21 protein-coding genes are annotated in these 23,847 nt (G+C 59.4%); 10 read left to right on the top strand and 11 right to left on the bottom strand.

The window, feature by feature from the left end; all coding sequences use genetic code 11:
- Positions 1-77: 77 nt before the first annotated feature.
- Positions 78-1,937, top strand: a complete 1,860-nt coding sequence (locus tag ACTJK7_RS16135) for an ABC transporter ATP-binding protein (RefSeq protein WP_108561346.1) — start codon at positions 78-80, stop codon at positions 1,935-1,937.
- Between the two features lie 40 nt (positions 1,938-1,977).
- On the opposite strand, the gene ACTJK7_RS16130 is transcribed toward ACTJK7_RS16135, so the two are convergent.
- The 4 genes from ACTJK7_RS16130 to ACTJK7_RS16115 form a co-directional block, all read right to left on the bottom strand.
- Entirely contained in the window at positions 1,978-2,358 is a 381-nt protein-coding gene (locus ACTJK7_RS16130) for a nuclear transport factor 2 family protein (RefSeq protein WP_108561343.1), read from the bottom strand.
- A gap of 73 nt (positions 2,359-2,431) precedes the next feature.
- Positions 2,432-3,535, bottom strand: a complete 1,104-nt coding sequence (locus tag ACTJK7_RS16125) for an alkene reductase (protein ID WP_108561338.1) — start codon at positions 3,533-3,535, stop codon at positions 2,432-2,434.
- A 109-nt stretch (positions 3,536-3,644) separates the two neighbouring features.
- A complete protein-coding gene (locus tag ACTJK7_RS16120) occupies positions 3,645-4,904 on the bottom strand; it encodes a cation:dicarboxylate symporter family transporter (protein WP_440780573.1) in 1,260 nt (419 codons plus the stop codon).
- A gap of 114 nt (positions 4,905-5,018) precedes the next feature.
- Positions 5,019-5,444: a VOC family protein gene (locus tag ACTJK7_RS16115; protein WP_011333668.1), complete on the bottom strand. Its 426-nt coding sequence runs from the start codon at positions 5,442-5,444 to the stop codon at positions 5,019-5,021.
- A 104-nt stretch (positions 5,445-5,548) separates the two neighbouring features.
- On the opposite strand from ACTJK7_RS16115, the gene ACTJK7_RS16110 reads away from it, so the two are divergent.
- Positions 5,549-6,427, top strand: coding sequence for a LysR substrate-binding domain-containing protein (locus ACTJK7_RS16110; protein ID WP_011333667.1), 879 nt, complete (start codon positions 5,549-5,551; stop codon positions 6,425-6,427).
- An 11-nt stretch (positions 6,428-6,438) separates the two neighbouring features.
- On the opposite strand, the gene ACTJK7_RS16105 is transcribed toward ACTJK7_RS16110, so the two are convergent.
- The gene (locus ACTJK7_RS16105) at positions 6,439-7,407 is read right to left on the bottom strand and encodes an alpha/beta hydrolase (RefSeq protein ID WP_440780574.1); all 969 of its coding nucleotides are present in this window, start codon (positions 7,405-7,407) and stop codon (positions 6,439-6,441) included.
- A 212-nt stretch (positions 7,408-7,619) separates the two neighbouring features.
- On the opposite strand from ACTJK7_RS16105, the gene ACTJK7_RS16100 reads away from it, so the two are divergent.
- Both ACTJK7_RS16100 and ACTJK7_RS16095 read left to right on the top strand, forming a co-directional pair.
- Positions 7,620-8,453 (top strand): oxidoreductase, encoded by an 834-nt coding sequence (locus ACTJK7_RS16100; RefSeq protein WP_440780575.1) that lies wholly within the window; start codon positions 7,620-7,622, stop codon positions 8,451-8,453.
- A 21-nt stretch (positions 8,454-8,474) separates the two neighbouring features.
- Entirely contained in the window at positions 8,475-9,413 is a 939-nt protein-coding gene (locus ACTJK7_RS16095; RefSeq protein WP_108561330.1) for an AraC family transcriptional regulator, read from the top strand.
- A gap of 4 nt (positions 9,414-9,417) precedes the next feature.
- Here the strand turns inward: ACTJK7_RS16095 and ACTJK7_RS16090 are convergent, their stop codons facing one another.
- Complete coding sequence (locus tag ACTJK7_RS16090) at positions 9,418-10,350, bottom strand: helix-turn-helix transcriptional regulator (protein ID WP_064382039.1); 933 nt, start codon at positions 10,348-10,350, stop codon at positions 9,418-9,420.
- Positions 10,351-10,937: 587 nt separating this feature from the next.
- On the opposite strand from ACTJK7_RS16090, the gene ACTJK7_RS16085 reads away from it, so the two are divergent.
- The 4 genes from ACTJK7_RS16085 (at position 10,938) to ACTJK7_RS16070 (ending at position 14,872) form a co-directional block, all read left to right on the top strand.
- Positions 10,938-12,287: an MFS transporter gene (locus tag ACTJK7_RS16085; protein ID WP_064382040.1), complete on the top strand. Its 1,350-nt coding sequence runs from the start codon at positions 10,938-10,940 to the stop codon at positions 12,285-12,287.
- Between the two features lie 99 nt (positions 12,288-12,386).
- Positions 12,387-13,079: a fumarylacetoacetate hydrolase family protein gene (locus ACTJK7_RS16080; RefSeq protein ID WP_108561327.1), complete on the top strand. Its 693-nt coding sequence runs from the start codon at positions 12,387-12,389 to the stop codon at positions 13,077-13,079.
- Positions 13,080-13,118: 39 nt separating this feature from the next.
- Positions 13,119-13,883: an SDR family oxidoreductase gene (locus ACTJK7_RS16075; protein ID WP_108561324.1), complete on the top strand. Its 765-nt coding sequence runs from the start codon at positions 13,119-13,121 to the stop codon at positions 13,881-13,883.
- A 32-nt stretch (positions 13,884-13,915) separates the two neighbouring features.
- A complete protein-coding gene (locus tag ACTJK7_RS16070; RefSeq protein WP_440780578.1) occupies positions 13,916-14,872 on the top strand; it encodes a 2-hydroxyacid dehydrogenase in 957 nt (318 codons plus the stop codon).
- A gap of 56 nt (positions 14,873-14,928) precedes the next feature.
- On the opposite strand, the gene ACTJK7_RS16065 is transcribed toward ACTJK7_RS16070, so the two are convergent.
- Together ACTJK7_RS16065 and ACTJK7_RS16060 are read right to left on the bottom strand one after the other, a co-directional pair.
- Entirely contained in the window at positions 14,929-17,055 is a 2,127-nt protein-coding gene (locus ACTJK7_RS16065) for a TonB-dependent siderophore receptor (protein ID WP_440780579.1), read from the bottom strand.
- Positions 17,056-17,199: 144 nt separating this feature from the next.
- The gene (locus ACTJK7_RS16060) at positions 17,200-17,784 is read right to left on the bottom strand and encodes a TetR/AcrR family transcriptional regulator (RefSeq protein WP_064382045.1); all 585 of its coding nucleotides are present in this window, start codon (positions 17,782-17,784) and stop codon (positions 17,200-17,202) included.
- A gap of 210 nt (positions 17,785-17,994) precedes the next feature.
- Here ACTJK7_RS16060 and ACTJK7_RS16055 point away from each other — a divergent pair, with 210 nt between their 5' ends.
- Together ACTJK7_RS16055 and ACTJK7_RS16050 are read left to right on the top strand one after the other, a co-directional pair.
- On the top strand, positions 17,995-18,672 hold the full coding sequence (locus ACTJK7_RS16055; protein ID WP_108561318.1) for a type 1 glutamine amidotransferase domain-containing protein: 678 nt from the start codon (positions 17,995-17,997) through the stop codon (positions 18,670-18,672).
- Between the two features lie 117 nt (positions 18,673-18,789).
- A complete protein-coding gene (locus ACTJK7_RS16050) occupies positions 18,790-19,914 on the top strand; it encodes an alkene reductase (protein ID WP_440780581.1) in 1,125 nt (374 codons plus the stop codon).
- On the opposite strand, the gene ACTJK7_RS16045 is transcribed toward ACTJK7_RS16050, so the two are convergent.
- The 3 genes from ACTJK7_RS16045 to ACTJK7_RS16035 all read right to left on the bottom strand — a co-directional run bounded on the left by ACTJK7_RS16045 (position 19,911) and on the right by ACTJK7_RS16035 (position 23,672).
- Entirely contained in the window at positions 19,911-21,425 is a 1,515-nt protein-coding gene (locus ACTJK7_RS16045) for a sensor domain-containing diguanylate cyclase (protein ID WP_440780583.1), read from the bottom strand. The two genes, ACTJK7_RS16050 and ACTJK7_RS16045, sit on opposite strands and share 4 nt — an antisense overlap.
- 166 nt (positions 21,426-21,591) lie before the next feature.
- A complete protein-coding gene (locus ACTJK7_RS16040; protein ID WP_440780584.1) occupies positions 21,592-23,136 on the bottom strand; it encodes a class I SAM-dependent methyltransferase in 1,545 nt (514 codons plus the stop codon).
- An 80-nt stretch (positions 23,137-23,216) separates the two neighbouring features.
- Positions 23,217-23,672, bottom strand: coding sequence for a VOC family protein (locus tag ACTJK7_RS16035; RefSeq protein ID WP_085655436.1), 456 nt, complete (start codon positions 23,670-23,672; stop codon positions 23,217-23,219).
- Between the last annotated feature and the right edge of the window lie 175 nt (positions 23,673-23,847).

The following is a 23,847-nucleotide window of genomic DNA, read 5'->3' as shown; positions in this document are numbered from 1 at the left end:
TGCGCTGAACCTGCAGCCCCTCAATGTGATCGATAAGTGGCAGAATCCCCCGCAACTGATGATTTCGGAGACCCCCAATGCTTCGCCTGTTTGAACAACGGCTCGACCCCTTCCCGCCCGACGAAGCGCCGCCACCGCCGGTCGGTCTGGCGCGATTCCTGTGGGCCTGCACCCGCGGTGCTCGCGGTTATATCCTCGCGCTGGCGCTGCTCAGTGCCGGTGTGTCGATCTACGAAGCCTGGTTGTTTTCCTTTTTGGGTCAGGTCGTGGATCTGCTCTCGACCTGGCAGGCCGGCGGCGATGTGAACGGCCAGGAGAGCCGCGTGCTGTGGGGCATCGGCATCGTGTTGCTGACCAGCGTCGGGCTGGTGGCGCTGCGCACGATGGTTCAGCACCAGGTGCTGGCGATCAATCTGCCGCTGCGCCTGCGCTGGGATTTCCATCGGCTGATGCTACGGCAGAGCCTTTCGTTCTTTTCCGACGAGTTTTCCGGTCGGGTCACGACCAAGGTGATGCAGACGGCGCTGGCCGTGCGCGAGGTGCTGTTCACCGTCATCGAAATCGCACCGGGTATCGGCGTCTATTTCATTGCGATCATCGCCCTGGCCGGCGGCTTCGCCCTGAAACTCATGCTGCCGTTTATTGCCTGGGTCGTACTGTTCGGGCTGGCGATGCTGTACTTCGTGCCCCGTCTGGGCCAGGTCGGACAAGAGCAGGCCCATGCGCGCTCGTCGATGACGGGCCGGGTTTCGGACGCCTACACCAACATCACCACCGTCAAACTGTTCTCCCACTCCAAACGTGAAGCGCATTTTGCGCGGGCGGCGATGGAGGATTTCAAGCAGACCGGTTTCCGCCAGATGCGTCTGGTCAGCCAGTTCGAGATCGTCAATCAGGCGCTGGTGGTCGGGCTGATCATGGGCGCCGGCGGCTACGCCTTGTGGCTGTGGCATCAGGGCGAAGTCGGCACCGGGGCCGTGGCGGCGATCACGGCCATGGCGCTGCGCATCAATGGCATGTCGCACTGGATCATGTGGCAGATGACGTCGCTGTTCGAGAACATCGGCACCGTGCAGGACGGCATGGACACCCTGACCCATGGCCCCAAGGTCCAGGATGCGCCGGACGCCGGCGTGCTGGTGCCTTCCGGCGGCGCCGTGGAATTCGACAACGTGAGCTTCAACTACAACGGCGAACGCCAGGTGCTCGACGGCTTGAGCCTGAGCATCCGACCGGGGGAAAAAATCGGTCTGGTGGGCCGTTCCGGTGCCGGTAAATCCACTCTGATCAATCTGCTGCTGCGCTTCTATGACGTGGATCGCGGCGAGATTCGCATCGACGGGCAAAACATCGCGCGGGTGACACAGGACAGCCTGCGCAGCGCGATCGGCATGGTCACTCAGGACACGTCCCTGCTGCACCGCTCGATTCGCGACAACATCGCCTACGGCCGACCGGACGCGACCGACGAACAGATCCAGCGTGCTGCGGCCAACGCCCAGGCCGCCGGCTTCATCAACCAGCTCAGCGACCGCCAGGGCCACACCGGCTACGACACGCTGGTGGGCGAGCGCGGCATCAAGCTTTCCGGTGGCCAACGCCAGCGCATTGCCATTGCCCGGGTGATGCTCAAGAACGCGCCGATCCTTCTACTGGACGAAGCGACAAGCGCCCTGGATTCCGAAGTCGAAGTCGCGATCCAGGAAAGCCTCGATGAAATGATGCAGGGCAAGACCGTGATCGCGATTGCGCATCGACTGTCGACGATTGCGGCAATGGATCGACTGATTGTCATGGATGAAGGGCGCATCATCGAGCAAGGCACCCACACCGAACTGCTGGCCAAGAACGGCACCTATGCGCGGCTTTGGCAGCACCAGAGTGGCGGGTTTCTGGGTGAGGATCAGGGGCTGACTGAGGCGATGGATCAGGCGTAATCCGTGCTGCCCCGGTGTTGCCGGGGCAGACGACGAGGGCTCAGACGCTCGGGTGGGTGTGGTAGATCTTGCTGACGATCGTCCACTTGCCTTCCACCTTCAGCAGGTTGAAGAAGTCGGTGAAACGGAACCCCGACACGTTGTCGGTATCGACCCGGGCACTCGCAGCCGTGCCGACGATATCGATGCGAACGATCGCGGCTTCGGCTTCGGGAGATGGACGGAACGCGCTGTCGATGACGTCATACAGATTCTGGATCGCGCCGCCGACGAGCTTGCCGTCGTCAACCCCGAACATGGTCGCCTGCGCATTGAACGCGGGCTTCATCAAGGCGCTGTCAGCCTTTGCTCCACCTTCGTTGTACTGGCTGAGCACTTCGACGATTGCGTTGTATTCCTGCACGTAAGTTGGATGGCTCATGATGAACTCCTGTTTGCTGTGGATGTTTTTTCAATCAAGCCGCCCTGCGCCGATCCGGTTCAGGGCGCACACATCAATGGTCAGCCGCTGGCCAGTCGGTGTAGCCCTTGGCGCCGCCGCCGTAGTAGCTCTCGCGTGGTGCGATGGTCAGTTCGGTGCCCCGACGCAGGCGCTCCACGAGGTCGGGGTTGGAAATGAACAGGCGCCCGAACGCCACCGCGTCAATCCGGCCCTGCGCCCGGCGCTCCAGTGCCATCTTGAGGTCGTAGTTGTTATTGCCGATGAAGGGGCCTTCGAACTGCGCGCTCAATGCATCCAGATCAACGCCATCAGGAACCGTGCGCGAGGTCGCGGTGGCGCCTTCGACGAAGTGCAGATAGGCCAGATTGAGCCGGTTGAGCTGCTGAATCAGATATCCGTAGGTCGCCATGACATTGCTGTCGGGAGGTGTGTTTCCGGCATCGGGCGTGACCGGCGAAAGGCGAATGCCGACGCGGTCACTGCCCCAGATCGAAATCACCGCTTCAGTGACTTCAAGCGTCAGTCGGGCGCGGTTCTCAATGGTGCCGCCATACCGGTCAGTGCGCTGATTGGTCGAGTCACGCAGAAACTGGTCGAGCAGATAGCTGTTCGCCGAATGAACCTCCACGCCATCGAAACCGGCACGCCTGGCATTTTCAGCGGCGCGCTTGTATTGCTCGATGATGCCGGGAATCTCCGACGTCTCCAGCGCCCGGGGCATCGACACTTCGACAAAGCCGTTCTCGGTGTAGGTGCTGCCTTCTGCCTTGATCGCCGAGGGCGCAACGGGAGCGGCGCGGTCGGGCTGCAACTCGACGCTGGAAAAACGCCCCACGTGCCACAGTTGGCTGACAATCCTGCCACCTGCGGCATGGACGGCGTCCGTGACTTTTTTCCACCCCGCCACCTGCGCGTCCGACCAGATCCCCGGCGTCATGGCGTAGCCACGCCCCTGCGCCGAAATGTTTGTCGCTTCGGCAATGATCAAGCCGGCACTCGCGCGCTGTGCGTAGTAAGTCGCGTGCAACTCGTTCGGAACGCCGTCTTCAGCCATCCGGCTGCGGGTCACGGGCGCCATGACAATCCGGTTGGTCAATTGCAGGGCGCCCATTTGCATGGGAGAAAAAAGATCCGTGTTGCGACTGTTATCAATCATGTTGCATACCTTCAATATCAGACCGGTCGTCTAGTAACTTGATGAAAAAAATCGCCTGTACATCAGCAGGCGTTTACTCGTGCAGCGCCGTCGGTGCTCCTTGTGATCGTCAGGCCTTTTGTACGTCCGGGCGGGTGCGCGAAGGCTCAAGAGTCACCCTCTCCCATTTGGCGATCACCAGGGGCGCGATCGCATTGCCCAACACATTCAGGGTGGTGGTGCCGCTGTCGATAATCCTGAAGATGCCGGCAATCAGTGCCACGCCCTCCAGCGGAAGACCGGCAGACGCCAATGTGGCCGACAGGATGACGATGGCGAATCCAGGCACCCCGGCAGCACCTTTGGAGGTCAGCACCATGGTCACCACCAGCAGGATTTCCTGAGAAAGCGACAGATCGATTCCATAAAGCTGGGCGATAAAGATTGTCGCCACCCCGAGGAAGATCGACGCGCCATCAAGGTTGAACGCGTACCCCACTGGCACCACAAAACTGACAATACGCCGTGGCACCCCGTAGTTCTCCAGCTTGCTCATCAACTGCGGCATGACCGCTGCGGAGGCAGCACTGGAGAACGCGAGAATCAACTCGTCGCGGAAATACCTGATCAACTTGAAGATGTTCTCGCCGATCAGGTAACTGATTCCTCCGAGCACTACCAATGCGAAGACGATCAGCGCCAGATAAACCACACCAATCAACTTGAGCAGGGGCAACAACGAGGCAAAACCGAAGGTCGCGACGGTCGCACCGATCATGCCGAACACCCCTATCGGGGCATAGGCCATGACGATCGAGACGATCCTGAACATCGCATCTGAAATGCCTTGGACCAGCGCAACCACAGGTGCACTTTTCTCCCTGGGCAATGCGTTGAGCGCGACACCGAACAAGACCGCGAAGAACAGCACCGAAAGCAGCTTCGCCTCGGACATCGCCACCAGAACGTTATCCGGAACGATGTTTTGCATAATCACGAGCGCGCCCTTCGAAGGCTCCATCGTGATGGCGGTAGTACCGTGCGCGATGCCCGAAATATCGGTGCCCGTACCGGGTTCGAAGAGGTTCGCGAAACACAGGCCGATCACGATGGCCAGGCCGGTGATCGCAAAGAAATAGCCCAGCGACTTGATGCCCATCCGGCCGAACGACTTGTTATCCCCGCCACCGGCGATACCCAGGATCATGCAACAGAACACGATGGGCACGACCACCATCTTCATCATCTTGATGAAGATATCGCCAAGTGGTTTCAGGATCTCCGCACTGACCCACGACTGATACTGCGGATGGGTGTTGAAGTACCAACCAACGAGCACGCCAAGCAACAGCCCGGCAACGATTTGCCACACCAGGGGAATACGTTTCATGTCTAGCCTTCTTGTTGGAATGAAAGGACTGCATCAATTCGGCAGTTGCTAGAGTCATGAGCTTCCAGCTCATTTGAGATCAAATGGCACAACGCCGTTGTGCCATTGCGTTTCTTACTTGGCGAAGAGCTGGCTCATATCCTTGAAGGCCTTGAATTCGAGGGCATTGCCGCAAGGGTCGAACAGGAACATCGTGGCTTGCTCGCCAACCTGTCCTTTGAATCGAATGTAAGGTTCGATCACAAATTCGGTACCGAAAGACTTGAGGCGCTCTGCCAGCGCTTCCCACTCTTCCCATCCCAGGATGATGCCGAAATGAGGAACAGGAACGTCGTGCCCGTCGACCGGGTTGCTGTGAACGCTTTCCTGAGACGCGGTTTTCGGGTGTTCGTGAATCACCAGTTGATGCCCGTAAAAGTTGAAATCGACCCATTGGTTACTGGAACGACCCTCTTCCAGGCCAAAGACCTCACCGTAAAAAGTGCGGGCTGCAGCCAGGTTGTAAACGGGGATGGCGAGGTGGAATGGCGAAAGGCTCATCAGGACTCCAATACGATTTTTGTGGTTGGTGAGCACATCGTAGGGCGACACTGACAGCAAAAAAATCAATATATATTTCTCAGAAACACAACTAATATTTGTGAATGATCAAAGAACTCAAGACCCTCATTGCCGTCGCCCGGGAAGGCACTTTCGCGGCTGCCGGCAACCGGATAGGCCTCACCCAGGCGGCGGTGAGCGCCCAGATTCAACGTCTGGAAGCCGAGCTCGGCTTTGAAATATTCGACAGAAAAGGACGCACGGCCCACCTCAACAGGATGGGCCAGCAAGTCCTGCTTCAGGCGCAGGAGCTGCTTCGTCTTTACGACAACCTGGGATCGACCACCGTCGGTCTTTCCACCCGCATTCTGGTCAACGTCGGCGCAATCGCCTCTGTCCAGCGATCGTTTCTCCCGGACGCACTCGCCAGGTTTCACCAACAGTGCCCGGAATGCCGAACGCGTGTCGTGCCCGGTCTTTCCATGGAGCTGGTGAACCTGGTGGACACCGGCGAAATCGACATGGCAGCGATCATTCGGCCACCCTTCTCGCTTCAAAGCGATCTGCGCTGGACCACACTGGCGCTTGAACCCTACCGTCTGATCGTGCCCAAGGACGTACCGGGAGAAGACTGGATCGAACTGCTCTCAAGTCTGCCGTTCATTCGCTATGACCGCTCTTCATTCGGCGGCAGGCAGGTCGATCGTTTCCTGCGACAGATGCATTTCACTTTGCGTGAAGTCTCTGAGCTGGATGAGCTGGAGGCCATTATCAGGCTGGTGGAAAATGGCGTAGGGGTCGCGCTCGTGCCGCAGACGGCCACCCATCAGCAATGGCCGTCAGGTGTGCGGGCGCTTGATCTCGGCCAACACACGTTCCATCGTGATATCGGACTGGTGCACAGGCCTCGGCGAAGTTTCACCGAGCCTGTCAGGACATTGGCTGAACTTATTCTCGAGCAATTCAAGGTGGCGGCTGAGTGAGGGTCGATGGCTCACCCCTCAACAAGCCGCCCCGCAACCCACGCACGACTATACCCAAGCACCCTCCCCGCCAACCCCAGCGGAAAATGAATCACCCCATGCGCCGTTTCCGGCAACAGATGTACCTCCACTTCCGCCGCCCGCCCCCAACGCTCAGCCAACTCAAGCGTGTCATCCCTGAGCGGATCCAGTTGCGCAGCAAACATCAACGCTGGCGGAAAACCGGTGAAGTCACCGTACAGCGGTGACAACGGCGCCTGCCGGCGTTCTTCATCGTTCAATCCCGGCGTGAGCATTTGCAGCGCTTCAACCATTCCCGGCCCGTCCAGCAGCAAGGTATCGGGCCCGGCGTTGCGTACGCTGGGGGTTCCGGTCAGGTCATAGACGCCGTAATACAGCAGCGCCCCGCTCACCCGTTCGAACAGGTCAGGCCACTGTTTGAGTTGCAGCAGGGTCGCGGCGGCGAGATGGCCGCCTGCCGACTCGCCCACGACGATGACGGGCAGGTTCGCAAACTCGCGGCAGTCATCGCTCAGCAGCCAGCGGGCCGCCGTGAGGCAGTCCTGCATGACGCCCTCGATCGGAGTCGAGACCACAAGCCGATAGTCGACCGAGACCACTGCCACATCGCAGGCTTTCACCATGGCGATATTGAGGGGGTCGTTCATCTGCGCGTTGCCGATGACCCAGCCGCCGCCATGGAAATCCAGCACTACGCCTTTGGCCTTTGTATTTGGCCGAATAATCCGCACCGGCACTGACGCGCCGTCGACACCCACCACTTTTCGTTCGGCCTTAAGCCCGTGCTTGAGCAACTTTCTTGCGCCGCCCAATTGGCTTAGGCGCAACAACAACTGAATCGCCCGTGGGGTGATGCGATTGCGGATGCGAAAGCGCGGCAGCCGGGCAAGCTTGCGGTTGAACGCGCGCAATTGCGCCAACTCGTTATCGTCTGCGGGCCAGTCCATTGATTTCTTCATTTCGTCCTCTTTATTCGCGAGCGTTGCGCAGAATGGAAAAATATCAGCACATTGGATCTGTTGCTGCCTGAATGCCCGGAGCAACGCAAAAAGCTCTTTGGCCGTTTGTCGCCCCGTTGATAGGAATAGGCAATGATCAAAGACAAACCGACATAGGTGAGTGTTCCTTCGATGGATACCATGAGCTGAAACCGCATTCACGGGAGCCGGTCATGATCACCACCAAAACCCTCTTCATCACCGGCGTCAGCAGCGGCTTCGGCCACGCGCTGGCCAAAGAAGCGCTGGCTGCCGGCCACCGCGTCATCGGCACCGTTCGCAACGAAGCCGACCTGCAAGCCTTTCAGGCTCTTTCTGTCGATAATGCGTACGGCGTGCTGCTGGACGTCACGGACTTCGACCGCATCGAAGGCGTCGTGGCGACTGTCGAAGCGACCCACGGCCCGGTCGATGTGCTGGTCAACAACGCCGGCTACGGTCACGAAGGCATTTTCGAAGAGTCGCCGCTGGAGGACATGCGCCGCCAGTTCGACGTGAATGTGTTCGGCGCGGTCGCGGTGACCAAGGCGCTTGTGCCGTTCTTTCGCCAGCGGAGGGCGGGTCATATTCTCAATATCACCTCGATGGGCGGCACAATCACCATGCCGGGTATCGCGTACTACTGCGGCAGCAAGTTTGCGCTCGAAGGCATCTCCGATACCCTGAGCAAAGAACTGGCGCCGTTCAATATCTTCGTGACCGCCGTCGCACCGGGTTCATTTCGGACCGACTGGGCCGGCCGTTCGATGCAGCGCACGCCCCGCAGCATCGCCGACTATGACGCCAGCTTCGATCCGGTGCGCAAGGCGCGCGAAGACAAGAGCGGCAAGCAGCTCGGCGATCCGCGCAAAGCGGCGCAGGCGATGTTGCAGATCATCGCCAGCCCTGCTCCACCGGCGCATCTGTTGCTCGGCAGCGATGCATTGAGCCTGGTGCGGGACAAGCTGAAAAGCGCCGCCAGCGAGATCGATCAATGGGAAGCGCTGACCCGTTCCACCGACCATTGAACGGCCCACAGAGAGAACCCGATGAAACAGGCCGACCCAAGCACTTCGCGCATGGTGCAGCTCATGGAAACGCTGGCACCGGTCGAGGGCTACAACCTCAGCGCGCTGGAGGGCGTGCGCTTCCTGCGCTCGAACCGGCCACTGACCCGCACGCCGGTGCTGTACGACCCCGGCATCGTGATTCTCTGTCAGGGCCAGAAGCGCGGGTATCTGGGCGATGACGTCTACGTGTATGACGCCCAGCATTACCTGGTGGTGTCGGTTCCGATCCCCTTCACCATGGAGACCGACGCCTCTGAAGATGAGCCGATGCTTGCGATCTATATGCAACTCGATTTCCAGGTGGCCAGCGAGTTGATGCAGCAAGTGGATGACGTCCATGGCCCGAGTGATGCGCTACCCAAGGGCATGTTCGCCTCGCCGATGGACGACCGCCTGCGCGCATCAACGCTGCGCTTTCTCGAAGCCATGAGCATTGCGGGTGAAGCGCAGATATTGGGGCCGTCGCTGTTGCGGGAAATCTATTACCGCATCCTGACTGGCGAACAAGGTGGCTCGATGCGAGCCGCACTCAATCGACAGGGGCACTTCGGCAAGGTGACGCGGGCGATCCGCAAGATCCACAGCAGCTATCAGGAGCGTCTGGACGTCGAGCAACTGGCGCGCGAGGCGAGCATGAGCGTGCCCAGTTTTCACCTGCATTTTCGCAGTGTGACGGACGCCTCCCCCATGCAATACCTGAAATCGACGCGCCTGCATCAGGCGCGACTTTTGATGTTGCGCCATGCCATGACTGCCTCAGCGGCGGCATTCAGCGTCGGCTATGAAAGCGCTTCGCAGTTCAGTCGCGAGTTCAAACGCTTCTTCGGCCGAACGCCGCAAGCGGAGATCGAGTGGATGAAGGCAACGTATGCGTTGCCTGCGCCGTCGTCGGCCTCTGTTTATGTTTCGTCGCATTAGCCGATCAGGTATCTACAGGTGACTGCGGGGTGTCCGGGTCCAGTTGCCGACGGCGGAACTGTCCAGGTGGCTGTCCGTGGATCTGGCGAAACCGTCGGGAGAAATAAGCTTCATCCGCAAACCCACACAGCCTCGCCACCTCGCCCACTGGCCGGGTTCCATTGAGCAGGTAATTGCGCGCCGCGTGCATTCTGCGTTCCAGCACCAGCTCGGTGAAGGTCTTGCCGATTTCCTTGCGCAGCCAGTGCGTGAGATAGGTCGGTGACAGATAGGTCGCCGCCGCGACCTTGATCAGATTGAGGTCGGGGTCGGCAATGTTCTTGCGCAGATACTCGAACATCCGGCTCAGCGCATCCCGCCGACTGGCTTGCGCGGCATTCTCTTCTGCCAGGCGCTTGAGCGGTTCGGCATACAGGACGCACACCTTGCCTACCAGTTGCAGCAGCAATCCCTTGAGCACTTCGCGTGTACCGAACTGACGATTCTCGTCCAGGCCGCGCATCTGTTCGATCAAGCCACAGACCTCGTTGAAGTCCTCATCCCCCAGTATGAAATCCAGATGCTCCTGAAAGCGGAACGGCGACAGTTCGGGCGCCAGGAGAATTGATACCTCCTCCAGATCCATCGGGTCGCACTGCAAATGCGGCAGCAGAAAGGTCTGGGAAAAGTTGATCACCATGAAGTTGCTGTCCGCCGGATGCGGGATCACGTGCACGCGGTGCGGCAGGATGAATGCCAGCGCGTTACGCGGAAATGGACGAACCGCGTTGCCAATGTGCTGCACCGTGTCGCCGCCGAGGTTGATCTGGATCTGGAAGTATTCGTGTCGATGCGGGCTGGTCTCGGCGCGGCGACCTTTCTTGTCACGAATATAGAAGTCCATCATCTCGCTGCGTTGCTGCATGACGTAGGTGGGCACACGGCATTGTGACGTCATTTCCTGAGAATCCTCGACAGGTACTCGGGCAGGTTTTCCTGGCGTTGCCGAGCAATCGGCGTGGCTCATCTTGAAGGTTCGGCGCCAGCCCTTCAAGCAGTCATACGATGACATCAGGTTCAGTGATTTTTTACACCACCACTGCCGATGATCACTGTCCAAAAAAAGCGACCACATAGTCATTATTTTTTAATATTAAAAACAATAACTTATAAAAATAATCGAAAAACAAAAGGAAAATTCACGGTGTGGATTTTTTTGGACAGGTTTATCCGACGCGCCCTTCTCCGGAAAAAATGATCTAACACCTTGATTGATTTCAAAAGGTTGTACGACCACTGTATTTCCCATGCAGCCCAACCTCATTCAAAAACAAAAAAGGTGCGCACGTCATGAATCTGCAATTGCTCCCCGCCGCCCCTCCCCACCCTTTACCGACGATGCCAGCCGGAAGACGTAGCTGAACGTCTGACCCTGGCCGTTTTTGCCATTGGTTTCAACTTCGATTGCCTTGCCCCCGAACAGCGGGCAAAGGCGTCGGCTGTCCGCAAACAACTCGACACTTCTAACAATAACGAGGTCCACTCATGTCGAATTCACACACCTCCCCCACCACCGCCCCGCCGTTGATTGCCGGCGACAGGGACGCCATCTCTTCCCGGCGGCTGCCGACACGACGGCGCTGGTTCATGCTCTCGCTGCTGCTGATTGCGACGATCATCAACTACATCGACCGGGTGAACATCTCGATTGCCGCTCCGTTCATGGCCAAGGACCTGGGCCTGGACAAGATTGAAATGGGGCTGATCTTCTCCGCCTTTGCCTGGACCTACGCACTGGCGCTGGTGCCGGCCGGGTTTATCGCCGACCGCTTCGGCTCACGCTTCACCTATGGGGTTTCACTGATCAGTTGGTCGACCGTCACCGTATTTCAAGGCTTCGCCACGGGATTCGCTTCGCTGTTCGGCCTGCGTCTGGCCGTCGGGGCGATGGAAGCGCCAGCGTTTCCGGCCAACAGCCGTGCGGTGACCGTATGGTTTCCGGCGCGGGAACGGGGCATGGCCAGCAGCATTTACGTCTGCGGGCAGTACCTGGGAACGGCATTGTTTACCGGTGCCTTGCTGTGGCTGGCCACAACCTTTGACTGGCGCCATGTGTTCTACAGCACCGGCGCGCTCGGGATCGTCTTCGGTGTGCTGTGGCTGTATCTGTATCGCGATCCGCTGAACTGCAAGAAAGTCAGCAAGGAGGAGTTGAAATACATCGAGGCCGGCGGCGGGCTGGTCAAGAGCAGCCAGGAACGTACTCGTTTCAACTGGCGGCAGATCGCCGAGCTGTTCAGTTACCGTCAGGTCTGGGCCATTTGCATCGGCAAGTTCGCCAGCACCTCGGCGCTGTACTTCTTCCTCACCTGGTTCCCCACCTACCTGATCGAAGAACGCCATCTGACCACGATCAAGGCCGGGATCTTTGCCGTGATGCCCTTCGTGGGCGCAACGGTCGGCATCCTGCTCGCCGGCATCGTGTCCGACCTGCTGATCCGTCGTGGTTATTCAATGTCTTTCGCCCGGAAACTGCCGCTGGTGGTCGGATCGATGCTGGGCATGTCGATCGTGCTGGTGAACTTCACCGACTCGAACGTCATCTGCATCGCCGTGCTGACCATTGCCTTTTTCGCTCAGGGCATCGCGTCGTCCTCGTGGGCGGCGGTGTCGGAGGTGGCGCCCAAGGAACTGATCGGGCTGACCGGCGGAATCACCAGCCTGGCCGCGAACATCGGCGGCATCGTCACTCCGATCGTGATCGGCGCCATCGTCCACGCCACCGGCTCGTTCGCCTGGGCGTTCTGGTTCATCGGTGCCGTTGCGCTGATCGGCACCCTCTCCTATTCCTTGCTGCTCGGTCGCCTGTACCGCATCGAGTTGAAAACGCGCTGAAGCCAGAACAACCGGTTTCTCCAATTTGAGGCGGCTTTCGTCCAACTTCGCCAGCGACTGCCGCCGTACGCTTACCTTCCAAACAGGACTTGCAGCAGGATGAACATGACCGAATACGTCTTTACCCCGGATCTGCCAGTGACCTTGCCGGTTGTCGGCAGCGAGCAACGCTTTCCCGTCGGACGCGTGTTCTGCGTCGGCCGCAACTACCCGTGGCCGGACACCCTGGGCCAGCCGCGCCAGCCGCCGGTGTTTTTCATGAAGCCGGCAAGCTGCGTGTTAGACGCCGTCGGTGAAGTGACCTTCCCGTCACAGACCGAAGAGTTTGCCCATGAAATCGAGCTGGTCGTGGCCATCGGCGAAGGCGGCGCGCAGATCCCCGAAAGCCAGGCGCTGGCCTATGTCTGGGGGTACGCCGCCGGACTGGACCTGACCCGCCGTGACGTACAGCGCCTGGCCAAGCGCGACGGTTTGCCATGGGAAGGTGCCAAGGTGTTTGACGGCGCCGCACCGATGACCGCCATTGTGCCGGTCACTCGGACCGGTCGGCTCGAAGGGGAATTATGGTTGAGCGTGAACGGTGAAGAACGCCAGCGCGATCGACTCGACAGCCAGATCTGGTCGGTGAGTGAAGTCATCAGCCGCATCTCGCAATCCGTCACGCTCAAGGCCGGCGATCTGATCATGACCGGCAGCCCCGCCGGCGTCGATCTCTTGCAACCCGGCGACGTCATCAGCGCCGGGATCGACGGCATCGGCCAACTCGAAATGCGCGTCGGCCACCGGTCTTGAGTCTGGCCTTAAGTGATTGGAAAAAAGGAGAACAACAAGATGTCTGACACTCAACCCTTGAAAGTTGCCCTGGTGACCGGCGCCGGTAGCGGAATCGGCCGTTCCGTGGCCTTGGGCCTGCTGGCCGACGGATACACACTGGTATTGGCCGGACGCCGACCCGAACCCTTGCAGGCGTTGGTCGATCTGGCGGCCAGCGAAGGAAACGAAGCGCTGGCGGTGCCTACCGATGTACGCGACCCCGCCAGTGTCGATCAGCTGTTTGCAACCATTGCCGAAGTCTACGGACGCCTGGACGTGGTCTTCAATAACGCCGGGGTCAATGCCCCCGCCGTGCCGCTGGATGAGCTGACGTTCGAGCAGTGGCAAAACGTGATTGACACCAACCTCAACGGTGTTTTTCTCTGCGCCCGAGGAGCGTTCGGACTCATGCGCCGGCAGCAGCCACAGGGCGGACGCATCATCAACAACGGTTCGATTTCGGCCCACACCCCCCGTCCTTTCAGCAGCGCGTACACCGCCAGCAAACACGCGGTGCTGGGGCTGACCAAATCCCTGGCGCTGGATGGTCGGGACTTCAATATCGCCTGCAGCCAGATCGACATCGGCAATGCCTTGACCGAAATGTCGGTGCGCATGACCAAAGGCGTACGCCAGGCCAACGGCAGCATCGCCGTGGAGCCGATGGTCGACGTCAAGCATGTCGCCGACGCCGTGCGCTACATCGCCGGTCTGCCCCTGTCGGCCAACGTCCTGAACATGACCGTCATGGCGACTGCCATGCCGTTTGCCGGCCGTGGTTGAGCCGGCTTTTTTATTGCGTAAGTGAGGTTTACATGAAGCCAGAAGTCTTGCAGCTCAGCCCGATCCTGATTCCGCAAATCAATGCCCGTCTCGGCGAACTGTTCACGATCAGGCGTTATTTCGAGCAGGCCGACAAAGCGGCGTATTTGCAGGAACACGGCGCCAACATTCGCGGCGTGATCACCGGTGGTCACACGGGCATCAGTCAGGCGTTGATGGCGCAACTGCCCAAACTGGAAGTGGTGGCGGTCAACGGTGTCGGCACCGATGCGGTTGATCTGGCCTACGCCCGGGATCGCGGGATTCGCGTGACGGCGACCATCGGCGCACTGACCGAAGACGTGGCCGACTTGGCCATCGGTTTGCTGATCGCCGTGTGCCGTGGGCTGTGTACCAGTGACCGCTATGTTCGCTCGGGCCAGTGGCCGCAGAGCCCCACGCCACTGGCCCCGCTGCCTTTGGCGCGGCAGGTGTCCGGCATGCGAATCGGCATCGTGGGCATGGGCCGGGTCGGCCGAGCGGTCGCCACTCGCGCTGCCGCGTTTGGCTGTCCGATCAGTTACACCGACCTGAAACCGATGAGCGATGTCAGCCACACCTTCATCGCCGACCTCAAGCAATTGGCCCGCGACAGTGATGCGCTGATTCTCGCGGCGGCCGCCGACAAGGCCGAGGCCATCATCGATGCCTCCGTGCTGCAGGCCCTGGGCAAGGGCGGCTACCTGATCAACGTCGCCCGAGGAAAACTGGTCAACGAAACCGATCTGGTGGCGGCCCTGACGGCCGGTGAGATCGCGGGTGCGGCGCTGGATGTTTTCGTCGATGAGCCCAATGTACCCGAAGCCTTGTTTGCCCAGGAACAGGTGGTACTGCAACCGCACCGCGCCAGCGCGACCCTGCAGACCCGCACCCGCATGGGCGAGATGGTTGTGGCGAGCCTGGTGGACAGTTTTGCCGGAAAGACTCCGCAAGGGTGTGTGACCGGCTGAGCCTCACAGTCATCGGGGGCCGCTGCCCCCGATGATGGATTTCAGACTCGATCGGACTACAACGTGTAGGAAATGCCGACCTGCACCGTTCTCGGTGCCCCCGGATAGGCGTAGACGTTACCGAATGCGCCCTCGTCGTAGTCCCGGTCAAACAGGTTCTTCAGGTCGAGGTTGAGGCGTACCTTGTCATTGACCTTGTAGTAGCTGAGCAGGTCGACAACCGTATAGCTCCCCATCGAGAACGCAGTGTTCGCCGTTTGACCGGCGCGCTCATCGACATATTTAAGGCCGGTTCCCAGACCCAGACCACTGAGGGCACCGTCCTGGAACTCGTAGACATTGAGCAGGCTGAAGCTGTTTTTCGGGATGTTCATCAGTCGCGTGCCGGAGCGGATCACGTTGTCCTTGGTCACCTCGGCATCGACGTAGGCGTAACCCCCGATGACACGCCACTCGGGGGTCAGATTGCCGGCAACATTGAGGTCAAACCCTCGACTGCGCACTTCCCCGGCAGCCACGCTGAACGTCGAGTCCACCGGGTCAGTGGTCAGGACATTACGCTTTTCAATCTGATAGATCGCCGCGTCAACACTCAGCTGATGATCCAGCGCTTCCCATTTGACGCCCATCTCCCAGGACTTGCCTTTTTCCGGTTCAAAGCCGCCACCCTGCCGACTCGCACCGGTATTGGGTTTGAAAGAACGCGCGGTGTCCGCGTAAACCGCGAGGGTGTCGGTCAGGTCGTAGGTCACACCGACGCGGGGCGTGACGGCATTGTCACTGGCCTGCCAGTTTTTGCCGCCGGGCACGTAGGTTTCGTAGTCGTGTTCGAAGCGTTCGAAACGTGCGCCGGCCAGCACTTTCAACCGATCGGTCAGAGCCACCTGATCCTGTACGAACGCGGCGTAGGTCTTGAGATTTTCCTTGTCGTGGGTCGGGGTGCGCGTCAGTGCCGGACGGGGCTGCCCATACACCGGATTGAAGATATCGATCGGATAGGCACTCACCGCGCCGCTGGAGCGCTGGATGATCGACTGGTAGTCGTAATCTTCGTATTCGATACCGGTCAGCAACGTGTGCTGCAGGCTACCCGTGGAGAAGTGACCGGTCAGGTTGAGCTGAGTGTCCTTGTCCGTCCACTCCAGCTTGCGGTAGTTGAAATTTCGTCCCAGAGTCCGGCCGTCGGCGGCAATGCCGTTGGCTTCAATGGCATTGCCCTGCAAGGTTCCGTCGAGCCACTGGAAACCACCGCCCAGTGTCCAGTCGTCATTGAGCACATGCTCGAAGCGCAATTGCGCCATGTTGTTGTCGTTGTGCAACTTGCCAGCGTCCGGTTCACCGAAGAAGGTGTCGCGGGAGGCGGTGCCGATCTGCCGGGGATAACGCGTTGCGCCCCGGTCCAGCGGATGGTTGTTGCGCATGAAGTCACCCTCAAAGATGATTCGGGTGTCATCGCTGGCCTGCCAGGTCAGCACCGGGGTCACGCCGTAGCGTTCGGTTTCAACGTGATCGCGGAAGGTATCGCCGCCCTCGCCCACCACGTTCAGGCGATAGGCCAGACGTCCCTCTTCATCGAGCGGACCGGAAGCATCCAGGGTGCCGCGCTGCATGCCTTGGTCATTCAACTGGCTGCCGAGTGTGACCGTGCGCTCGGGCAAGGGTTGTTTGGAAACGACATTGAAGGTACCGCCCGGATCGCCCCGGCCGTAGAGCATGGTCGCCGGACCGCGCAGGACCTCAAGACGCTCGATGGTGTTGGCATCCGGCATGTTCGGATAACCGCGGTTGATCGGGAAACCATTGCGGTAGAACTCGCCAGTGGTAAATCCGCGCACGGTGAACGTGGTCAGTCCCTGGCCGCCGAAATTGTTGGCACGCCCTACGCCACCCGCGTAATCCAGTGCGTCCTGCAGCCGCGTGGCACCAATGTCTTCGACCGCATCTTTGGTGACGACACTGATCGACTGCGGGGTTTCATGGATCGAGGTATCGGTTCGGGTGGCGCTGGCCGAACGGGTCGCGCGATATCCCTGTACCGGGCCGTCCGCTCTTTCGTAGTCAGCGGTACCGACCACGTCGGTTGCATCCAGCTCCAGCGCTGACGCGGTTGAGTCGGAGAGCTCGGCCCACGCCAAGGGAGACAACGTTTGCAACACGCAGATGGACAGCAGAGTTCGACGCATGAGGGGAGAACCTTACGGATAAGCCAGAACGAAGGGGATAACTGCCAGCGAAACGCGAGGGATGGTATACCAAGCCTTAAGCAATTGATAGGCGTTCCCATTCGTTTATGCAACTGACTCTCAACCTCTTGCGTTCATTGCTTCTCACACGCTCAGCAAGCGCTCGGTGGTCGCCATCGACGTACTCAACGATTGCCCTGTGCGTTGCAGCTTGTTCAACAAACTGGCTCCCAGCCATAGCTGATACAGGGTTTCGGCCAACTGCCGGGCATCCCCCGGAGGCAGGCTTTTATCGTCCTGACCCTGTTCGATACACGTGGTGATGCGCGCCACCACTCGCTCGGCGCCATCACGCAAGGTCAGGCGCATGGTTTCGGACAGATCAGACACCTCGGCGCTGAGTTTGACCACCAGGCATTCGTCGCCATGGCCTTCGAGGGTGCAGCGATCCTGCCAGCCCTGCCAGTAATCCATCAGCCGCTCACGAGCACTCAAATCCGGTAGCGTCAGGCGTCGCTCCATGTCGGCCAGATAGTCGACGAAGTAATCCTCGAGCAGGGCCTGCCCGTACAGTTCCTTGGATTTGAAGTAGTGATAGAACGAGCCCTTGGGCACGCCGGCGGTCTGCAGGATCTCGTTCAGGCCGACACTGGTGAAGCCTTTCTCGGCCATCATCCGGTGGCCGGTGTCGAGCAAATGTTGGCGGGTGTCGTCGTAGGTCGGTTTCATGGGGCGCAGATTACCAGGCAATAGACCAGTCGTTTAACTCAAAGGAACGCGAGTTTGCCACACCTGTCCATGAAAAAGCTTCACAGAAAAAATTACTAGACGACTGGTCTAATTGGAAACTATGCTGCGCTCCGACAAACCTTTTCCCCGGTGTCGAACCTGTGCGAATACCTTGCTCATGAACGCCACCTGACCAACCCAGGGTGCTCTATGAAAATCTTGATGGTTCTGACTTCCCACGATCAACTCGGCAACACCGGCAAGAAAACCGGCTTCTGGCTCGAAGAGTTCGCCGCCCCCTACTACGCCTTCAAGGACGCCGGTGCCGACGTCACCCTGGTTTCGCCCGCTGGCGGCCAGCCGCCGCTTGATCCGAAGAGCGACGAGCCCGATGCACAAACCGCAGAAACCGACCGTTTCCGCAAAGACCCCGCCGCCCAACAGGCATTGGCAAACACTGGCCGCCTGGCCGACGTCAGTGCCGAAGACTTCGATGCCGTGTTTTACCCGGGTGGCCATGGCCCGCTCTGGGATCTGGCCGAAGACAAACACTCGATTGCGCTGATCGAAGCTTTCGCCCGCAGCAATAAGCCTCATGGTTTCGTCTGCCATGCGCCGGGAGTGCTGCGTCATGTTGTCGACGCAGACGGAAAACCGCTGATCCAGCATCGCGAAGTGACGGGTTTCACTAACTCCGAAGAAGCAGCGGTCGGTCTGACGGATGTCGTGCCTTTCCTGATCGAAGACGAATTTCAGCGTCTTGGCGGCCGCTACTCCAAAGTCTCTGACTGGCAGGTTCATGTGGTGACGGATGGAAAACTGGTCACCGGGCAGAATCCTGCCAGCTCGGCTGCCGTCGCCGAAAAACTGTTGAAGCTGCTCGGCTGAAGAATTTCGCTTCGCTTCAATGACCGATCCGAACACCGTGTGCGTGTTACACGGTGTTCTTTTTTTCGCCCATTCAATAGTCGACTGGTCTAATAAACCCTTGGACAGGATGCATCCATGAATAACAGCCGTTTCTTCACCCCCGCCACCCTGGGCCACCACACCCTGAAAAACTGTATCGTGCTGCCGCCCCTCACCCGCCAACGCAGCACTCAACCGGGCAATGTCGCCAACGAATTGATGGCCGAGTATTACCAGCAACGTGCCGGTGCCGGTTTGCTGGTGACTGAAGGCACCCAGATCGAACCCCGTGGCCAGGGTTACGCCTGGACCCCGGGCATTCATACACCTGAGCAAATTGCCGGTTGGCGCAAGGTCACCGAGGCCGTTCACGCCAGAGAGGGGGTGATCTTCGCCCAGCTCTGGCACGTGGGACGCGTATCGCACAGCGCTTTGCAACCCGATGGTGCCGCGCCAGTGGCGCCCTCTGCCGTCGCCACCGATCGGGTCAGCGTTTTCATCGAGACCGCGCCGGGCATGGGGGCTCTGGTACCGCCGTCCGCGCCTCGCGCATTGACCACCGAGGAAGTGCAGGAACTGGTTCAGCTGTATATCCAGGCGGCGCGCAATGCCATGGACGCCGGTTTCGACGGTATCGAACTGCACTGCGCCAATGGTTATCTGGTGAACCAGTTCATCTCCGCCCACAGCAACCTGCGCACCGATCAATACGGCGGTTCGCTGCATAACCGTCTGCGTTTTCTGCGCGAAGTGGTGGCTGGCGTCGCCGAATGCATCGGCAAGGAAAAGGTCGGCGTGCGCTTTGCGCCGCTGTTCACCACCACCGATGAAGCGCGGACTTATCTGGGTATGGTCGAGGAAGACCCGCACACCACTTACATCGAAGCGATCAAGGTGCTGCAAGACGTCGGCATCGCCTACCTGTCGATCGCCGAAGCCGACTGGGACGACGCGCCAGTGATGCCGGAAACCTTCCGTCGAGCGGTGCGCGAGACCTTCAGCGGCGCGATCATCTACGCCGGTCGCTATAACGCGGAGTCCGGGGCACGGTTGCTCGACTCCGGATTGGCAGACTTCGTGGCTTTCGGTCGCCCGTTCATGGCCAACCCGGATCTGCCGGCGCGCATCGCCAATGACTGGCCGCTGAACGCGCTGAACCCGGCCACAGTGTATGGCGGGCATGCCGAAGGCTATGTGGATTACCCGGTGTACGCAGATTAGTTTTCGCCGGCGACACTTTTGGCGAGCTGATTGCGGCCCGCCCCTTTGGCTTGATACAGCGCCTGATCTGCCGCAGCGATCAGGCCTTGTACCGTGTCCAGTTGCGATCCGGTGGCGGCCGCGATGCCGATACTCACGCTCACTCGGCCGAATGGACTGGTCCGGTGAGCGATAGGCTCTTGCGCCAAGCGTTTCAGGATCATTTGCGCCACGACCGCTGCGCCGTCACCGTCGGTATCGGGCATGATCACCGCCATTTCTTCCCCTCCGTAGCGCGCCACCAGGTCCGATGGTCTGCGCACGCAGGTCTCAAGCACCTTAGCCACCTGCTGCAGACAGGCATCGCCGGCAATGTGCCCTTCGGCGTCGTTGAACAGTTTGAAATAGTCGAGATCTATCATCAGCAATGCCAACGAAGTTGCGTCACGCTTCGACCGGCGCGCCTCCATCGCCAGGGTCTGATCGAAACATCGCCGATTGGCCAGGCCTGTCAGCGCATCCTTCATAGCCAACAGTTCAAGTTGCCGGTTCGTGCCGAGCAACTGTTGTTGGGTATCGCGCAACTCTCCTTCTACCTGCGTCCGGCGACGAATATCCAGGATCAGGAACCAGCCAATGACACCGGTGAGCCCCAGCAATGTGGTAACCACACCGATCGACAGCAGCGCTTCAAATCGCCACGCCGCCAGGGCTTCGCGCTTACCGAGCGCAACAGTGGTGATCAGTGGCAACGTTTCACTCTTGCGAAAGGCATAGAGCCGTTCCACGCCGTCCAGACTGGACGTGAAGGATGCAGTGCCAACCGATTTGTCTATCAGGTACTTCGCATAGATCGGCGAATTGGAGAAGTTGCGCCCCATGTCCTGTTCGCGGAAAGGGTAACGGACCAGCAGCGTGCCATCGGTGTAGGACAAGCCGATGGCGCCCTCCTGCCCTATATCGAGCTGGCCGAACAGACGCAGAAAGTTTTCCACCCCCAGGGTGACCGACACCACACCGGCAAACTCTCCGCGATCGTCATTGAAACGCCGGCTGATGGTAATCACCCATTCCTGATTCGAACGACTGCGAATCGGTGGGCCGATGAAGGGTTCGCGAGATGGATCGTCACGGTGATGAATGAAATAGGCACGATCACTGCTGTTTGCACCGACAGGAATCGGTCGGTTGGATGACATCAACCAGTGACCTTTGTTGTCGTAGATAGTGATGCCACTGAGCTGCGGCATCAGCGGTCGCTGCCGGTTGATCAAAGTCTTGAGCCGTTCGATTTGCGCTGGGCCACTGCCTTCGGTTTCCAGCCGTTCGACGAGTCCGAGCAGAAGCAGCGAACTCTGCCGGACAATGCCTTCGGAATAAGTCGCGAGCGCCTGAGTCAGGTTCAACCCATGGACATTGACTTCATCCAGCGCTCGATCCCGAGAGCCCAGTATCTTCCAGATGGTCAGCGATGCCAGGGAACAGCCGATTACCAACAGCAAGAGCATTACAAGGTGAGTATCACGCTTCACTTCAGTACCTATGGAAAGTCCGGTTTCCGTCACCGCTATTGTTTGACCGGGGCATTACATCGACCGCGCGTCCGCCGCGGTGCTCTCGTGCTGGTTTTGCGCAAGAATCCGAGGTGCCCCGGACGACGGCAGGCGGCGCGAGGCGTCCTGCCGTCCCTGTTCTCCACTAGACGATTTTCAAAGCCTTGAGAATGACCAGAGTACTTTCGGCAAACACTTGAGCCTGCCCGGTCAGTTCGGCAAGGTTTTCTTGCGCGGTGGTCAGGGCCCTGCCGTCCTTTAGGAGACCTTCACCTTGGCCGCCGATGATGCCCCATGCCAGTTGCGCCCATTCAGCCGGGTGCTTTTTGCCCTGTTTGATCGATATCAGGAACAGCTGCTGGAAGCGACTGACCGTCACCCCACCCCCGGTCACCGGACTCGCCAGGGTCTGAATCTTGTTGCCATACAACGAACGCTTGCACAGTTGCAGGTTGAGGGTATTGCAACGGGCCTGCACCAGTTTTTCATTCGCTTCGCTCTGACAGGGCGCCACGGCCCCCATGCCGATCAACACGTTTAGGGCCTGCTCCACGTCGCCGTACGTCAACGGGGGCACGAGATCCAGCAAGTGCCGCAAGGTCTTCGGCACATAGGCGTCATCCGCCAGCGCTGCGAGTACCGGACCATAGATCTCCGCCTGCAACGTAGCCGCGCCGGCCGGGCCGGTGACGTTGGCCGGCACGCTGTCGGCTGCCTGCAACAGGACGAAGCGCGTGCTGAGCATACGCTCGCGGTGCTCGGAGGCGGACAGCCTGTTGGCGCCGCGCACATAAAGATCCCGGCGGAAACTCTGGTTTACAAAGTAGTCACGCGCCTGCTCGCGCATGACGGGATGGTCGATATTTTCCAGAAAGTCCATGCCTTCGGCGCTCAGATTGAGCGGATCGACGGAGTCCAGCGGGACGGCTGTCGTGGCGTAGTCGAGCTTGGCGGGCGCCAGGGCATCAACCACGTCGGTGAAATACATGCAGTTCCAGTCGCGGTTGAAATACTCATGGGCGATATACTGACGATCCTGGCCTTTGATGCTCCGGAGCTTGGCGTCCAGTCCTGGCGCCGAGTTGGCATATTTCGGATTTGCAGCCAGCAGCGCTTCGGAAAACTGCAACGCAGCGTCGATACGTTGATCAGGACGCGCACAGGCTTGACTGGCGAAACGGTCGTGCAGGCTGAAAAGTTGACGCAAAGGTGCCTGAGGCGCCCACCCCGGAAAGCAGTTATAGCTGACGTACAGCAGGCCACCTGGTTTGAGATGGCGACGGACAAATTCCACGATCAGTTTGTGGTTATCGCGGCTGACCCAAGTCCAGATGCCGTGCAGACTGATACTGTCGAACTGAGGCAGATCATGACGGGCCAGCAACTGCTCGAAGCTGTCGTCATACAGTCGCGCATCACTACCCCAGTCGCTTGCAAGCGAGATGGCATGGGACGCCTGACCTGGGTGAAAGTCGGTGCCGACATAAGAGCCCGGATTCCCCGCCGCATGGATATTGATCGAAACACCCTGACCAAAACCCAGCTCACAGTGGTGACCGTCGCTACTCTCCAGCGTGGCAAAACCGCGCAACAGCAGACAATAGCGCTGGAAAACCGGATTGATTTCCCGGCTGTAACTGTAGGTGTAGCCTTCGTCCGTGAAATATCCCTCGTTCCAGGCATTGCTCATGCGTGCACCCTTTTCTTATATCGGAAGTGAAAGTCGCTCTTATACGGGGTAGTCATGGCCTATCACAAGAGGAAAAGCTGTCAGGTAAAGGCCTCTTCGATAAACGCTTCCAACGTCTTCTCCTCCAGAATTTCGATCGAGAAGTGACCGAAGCGCTTGGGCAGCCAGATGATGCGTGCCCCTGCCGGCGATTGCAGGTGTTCGCGGGGCAACGGTTTACCGTTTTCATCTTCAGGCTGTACGCCTTCAGCGACCAGTTCGTCGTAGGCTTTTTCGATGTCGGGAGTCGAATAGCAGTGACGATAGATCATGCCCTCGCCCGCACTATCCAGGAGCTCCCGCAGATTCCCGGCCAATGGCTGAACCAGCATGAAACGTTCCTGCCCGACCAACGCAATCGCATAGCGCACATGCAGGCCGCCCCGTTCCCACACCAGCGTCCTGGAGATGCTCGCCTTTAATATATGCGCATAGTACGCACAGGCTTCTTCGAGGTTATTCACCAATACATCGACGTGACTGAACTTGAGTTGCACTGCCTGCCTCCTGCCGGACTGAAGCTCATGGTAACCGTGCTCGTTGACGCCATTGAAAACTTTCTTGCGGGCAAAACAAAACCCCAACTGCTTTCGCAATTGGGGTTTCGGAATTTAATCTTGACGATGACCTACTCTCACATGGGGAAACCCCACACTACCATCGGCGATGCAT

Origin of the sequence: Pseudomonas sp. 22085 (assembly GCF_052045815.1) — a bacterium.
Classification (GTDB): Bacteria; Pseudomonadota; Gammaproteobacteria; order Pseudomonadales; family Pseudomonadaceae; genus Aquipseudomonas; species Aquipseudomonas glycinae.
The sequence above is the reverse complement of the archived record's forward strand: the minus strand, read 5'-3'. Positions and strand labels throughout refer to the sequence as shown.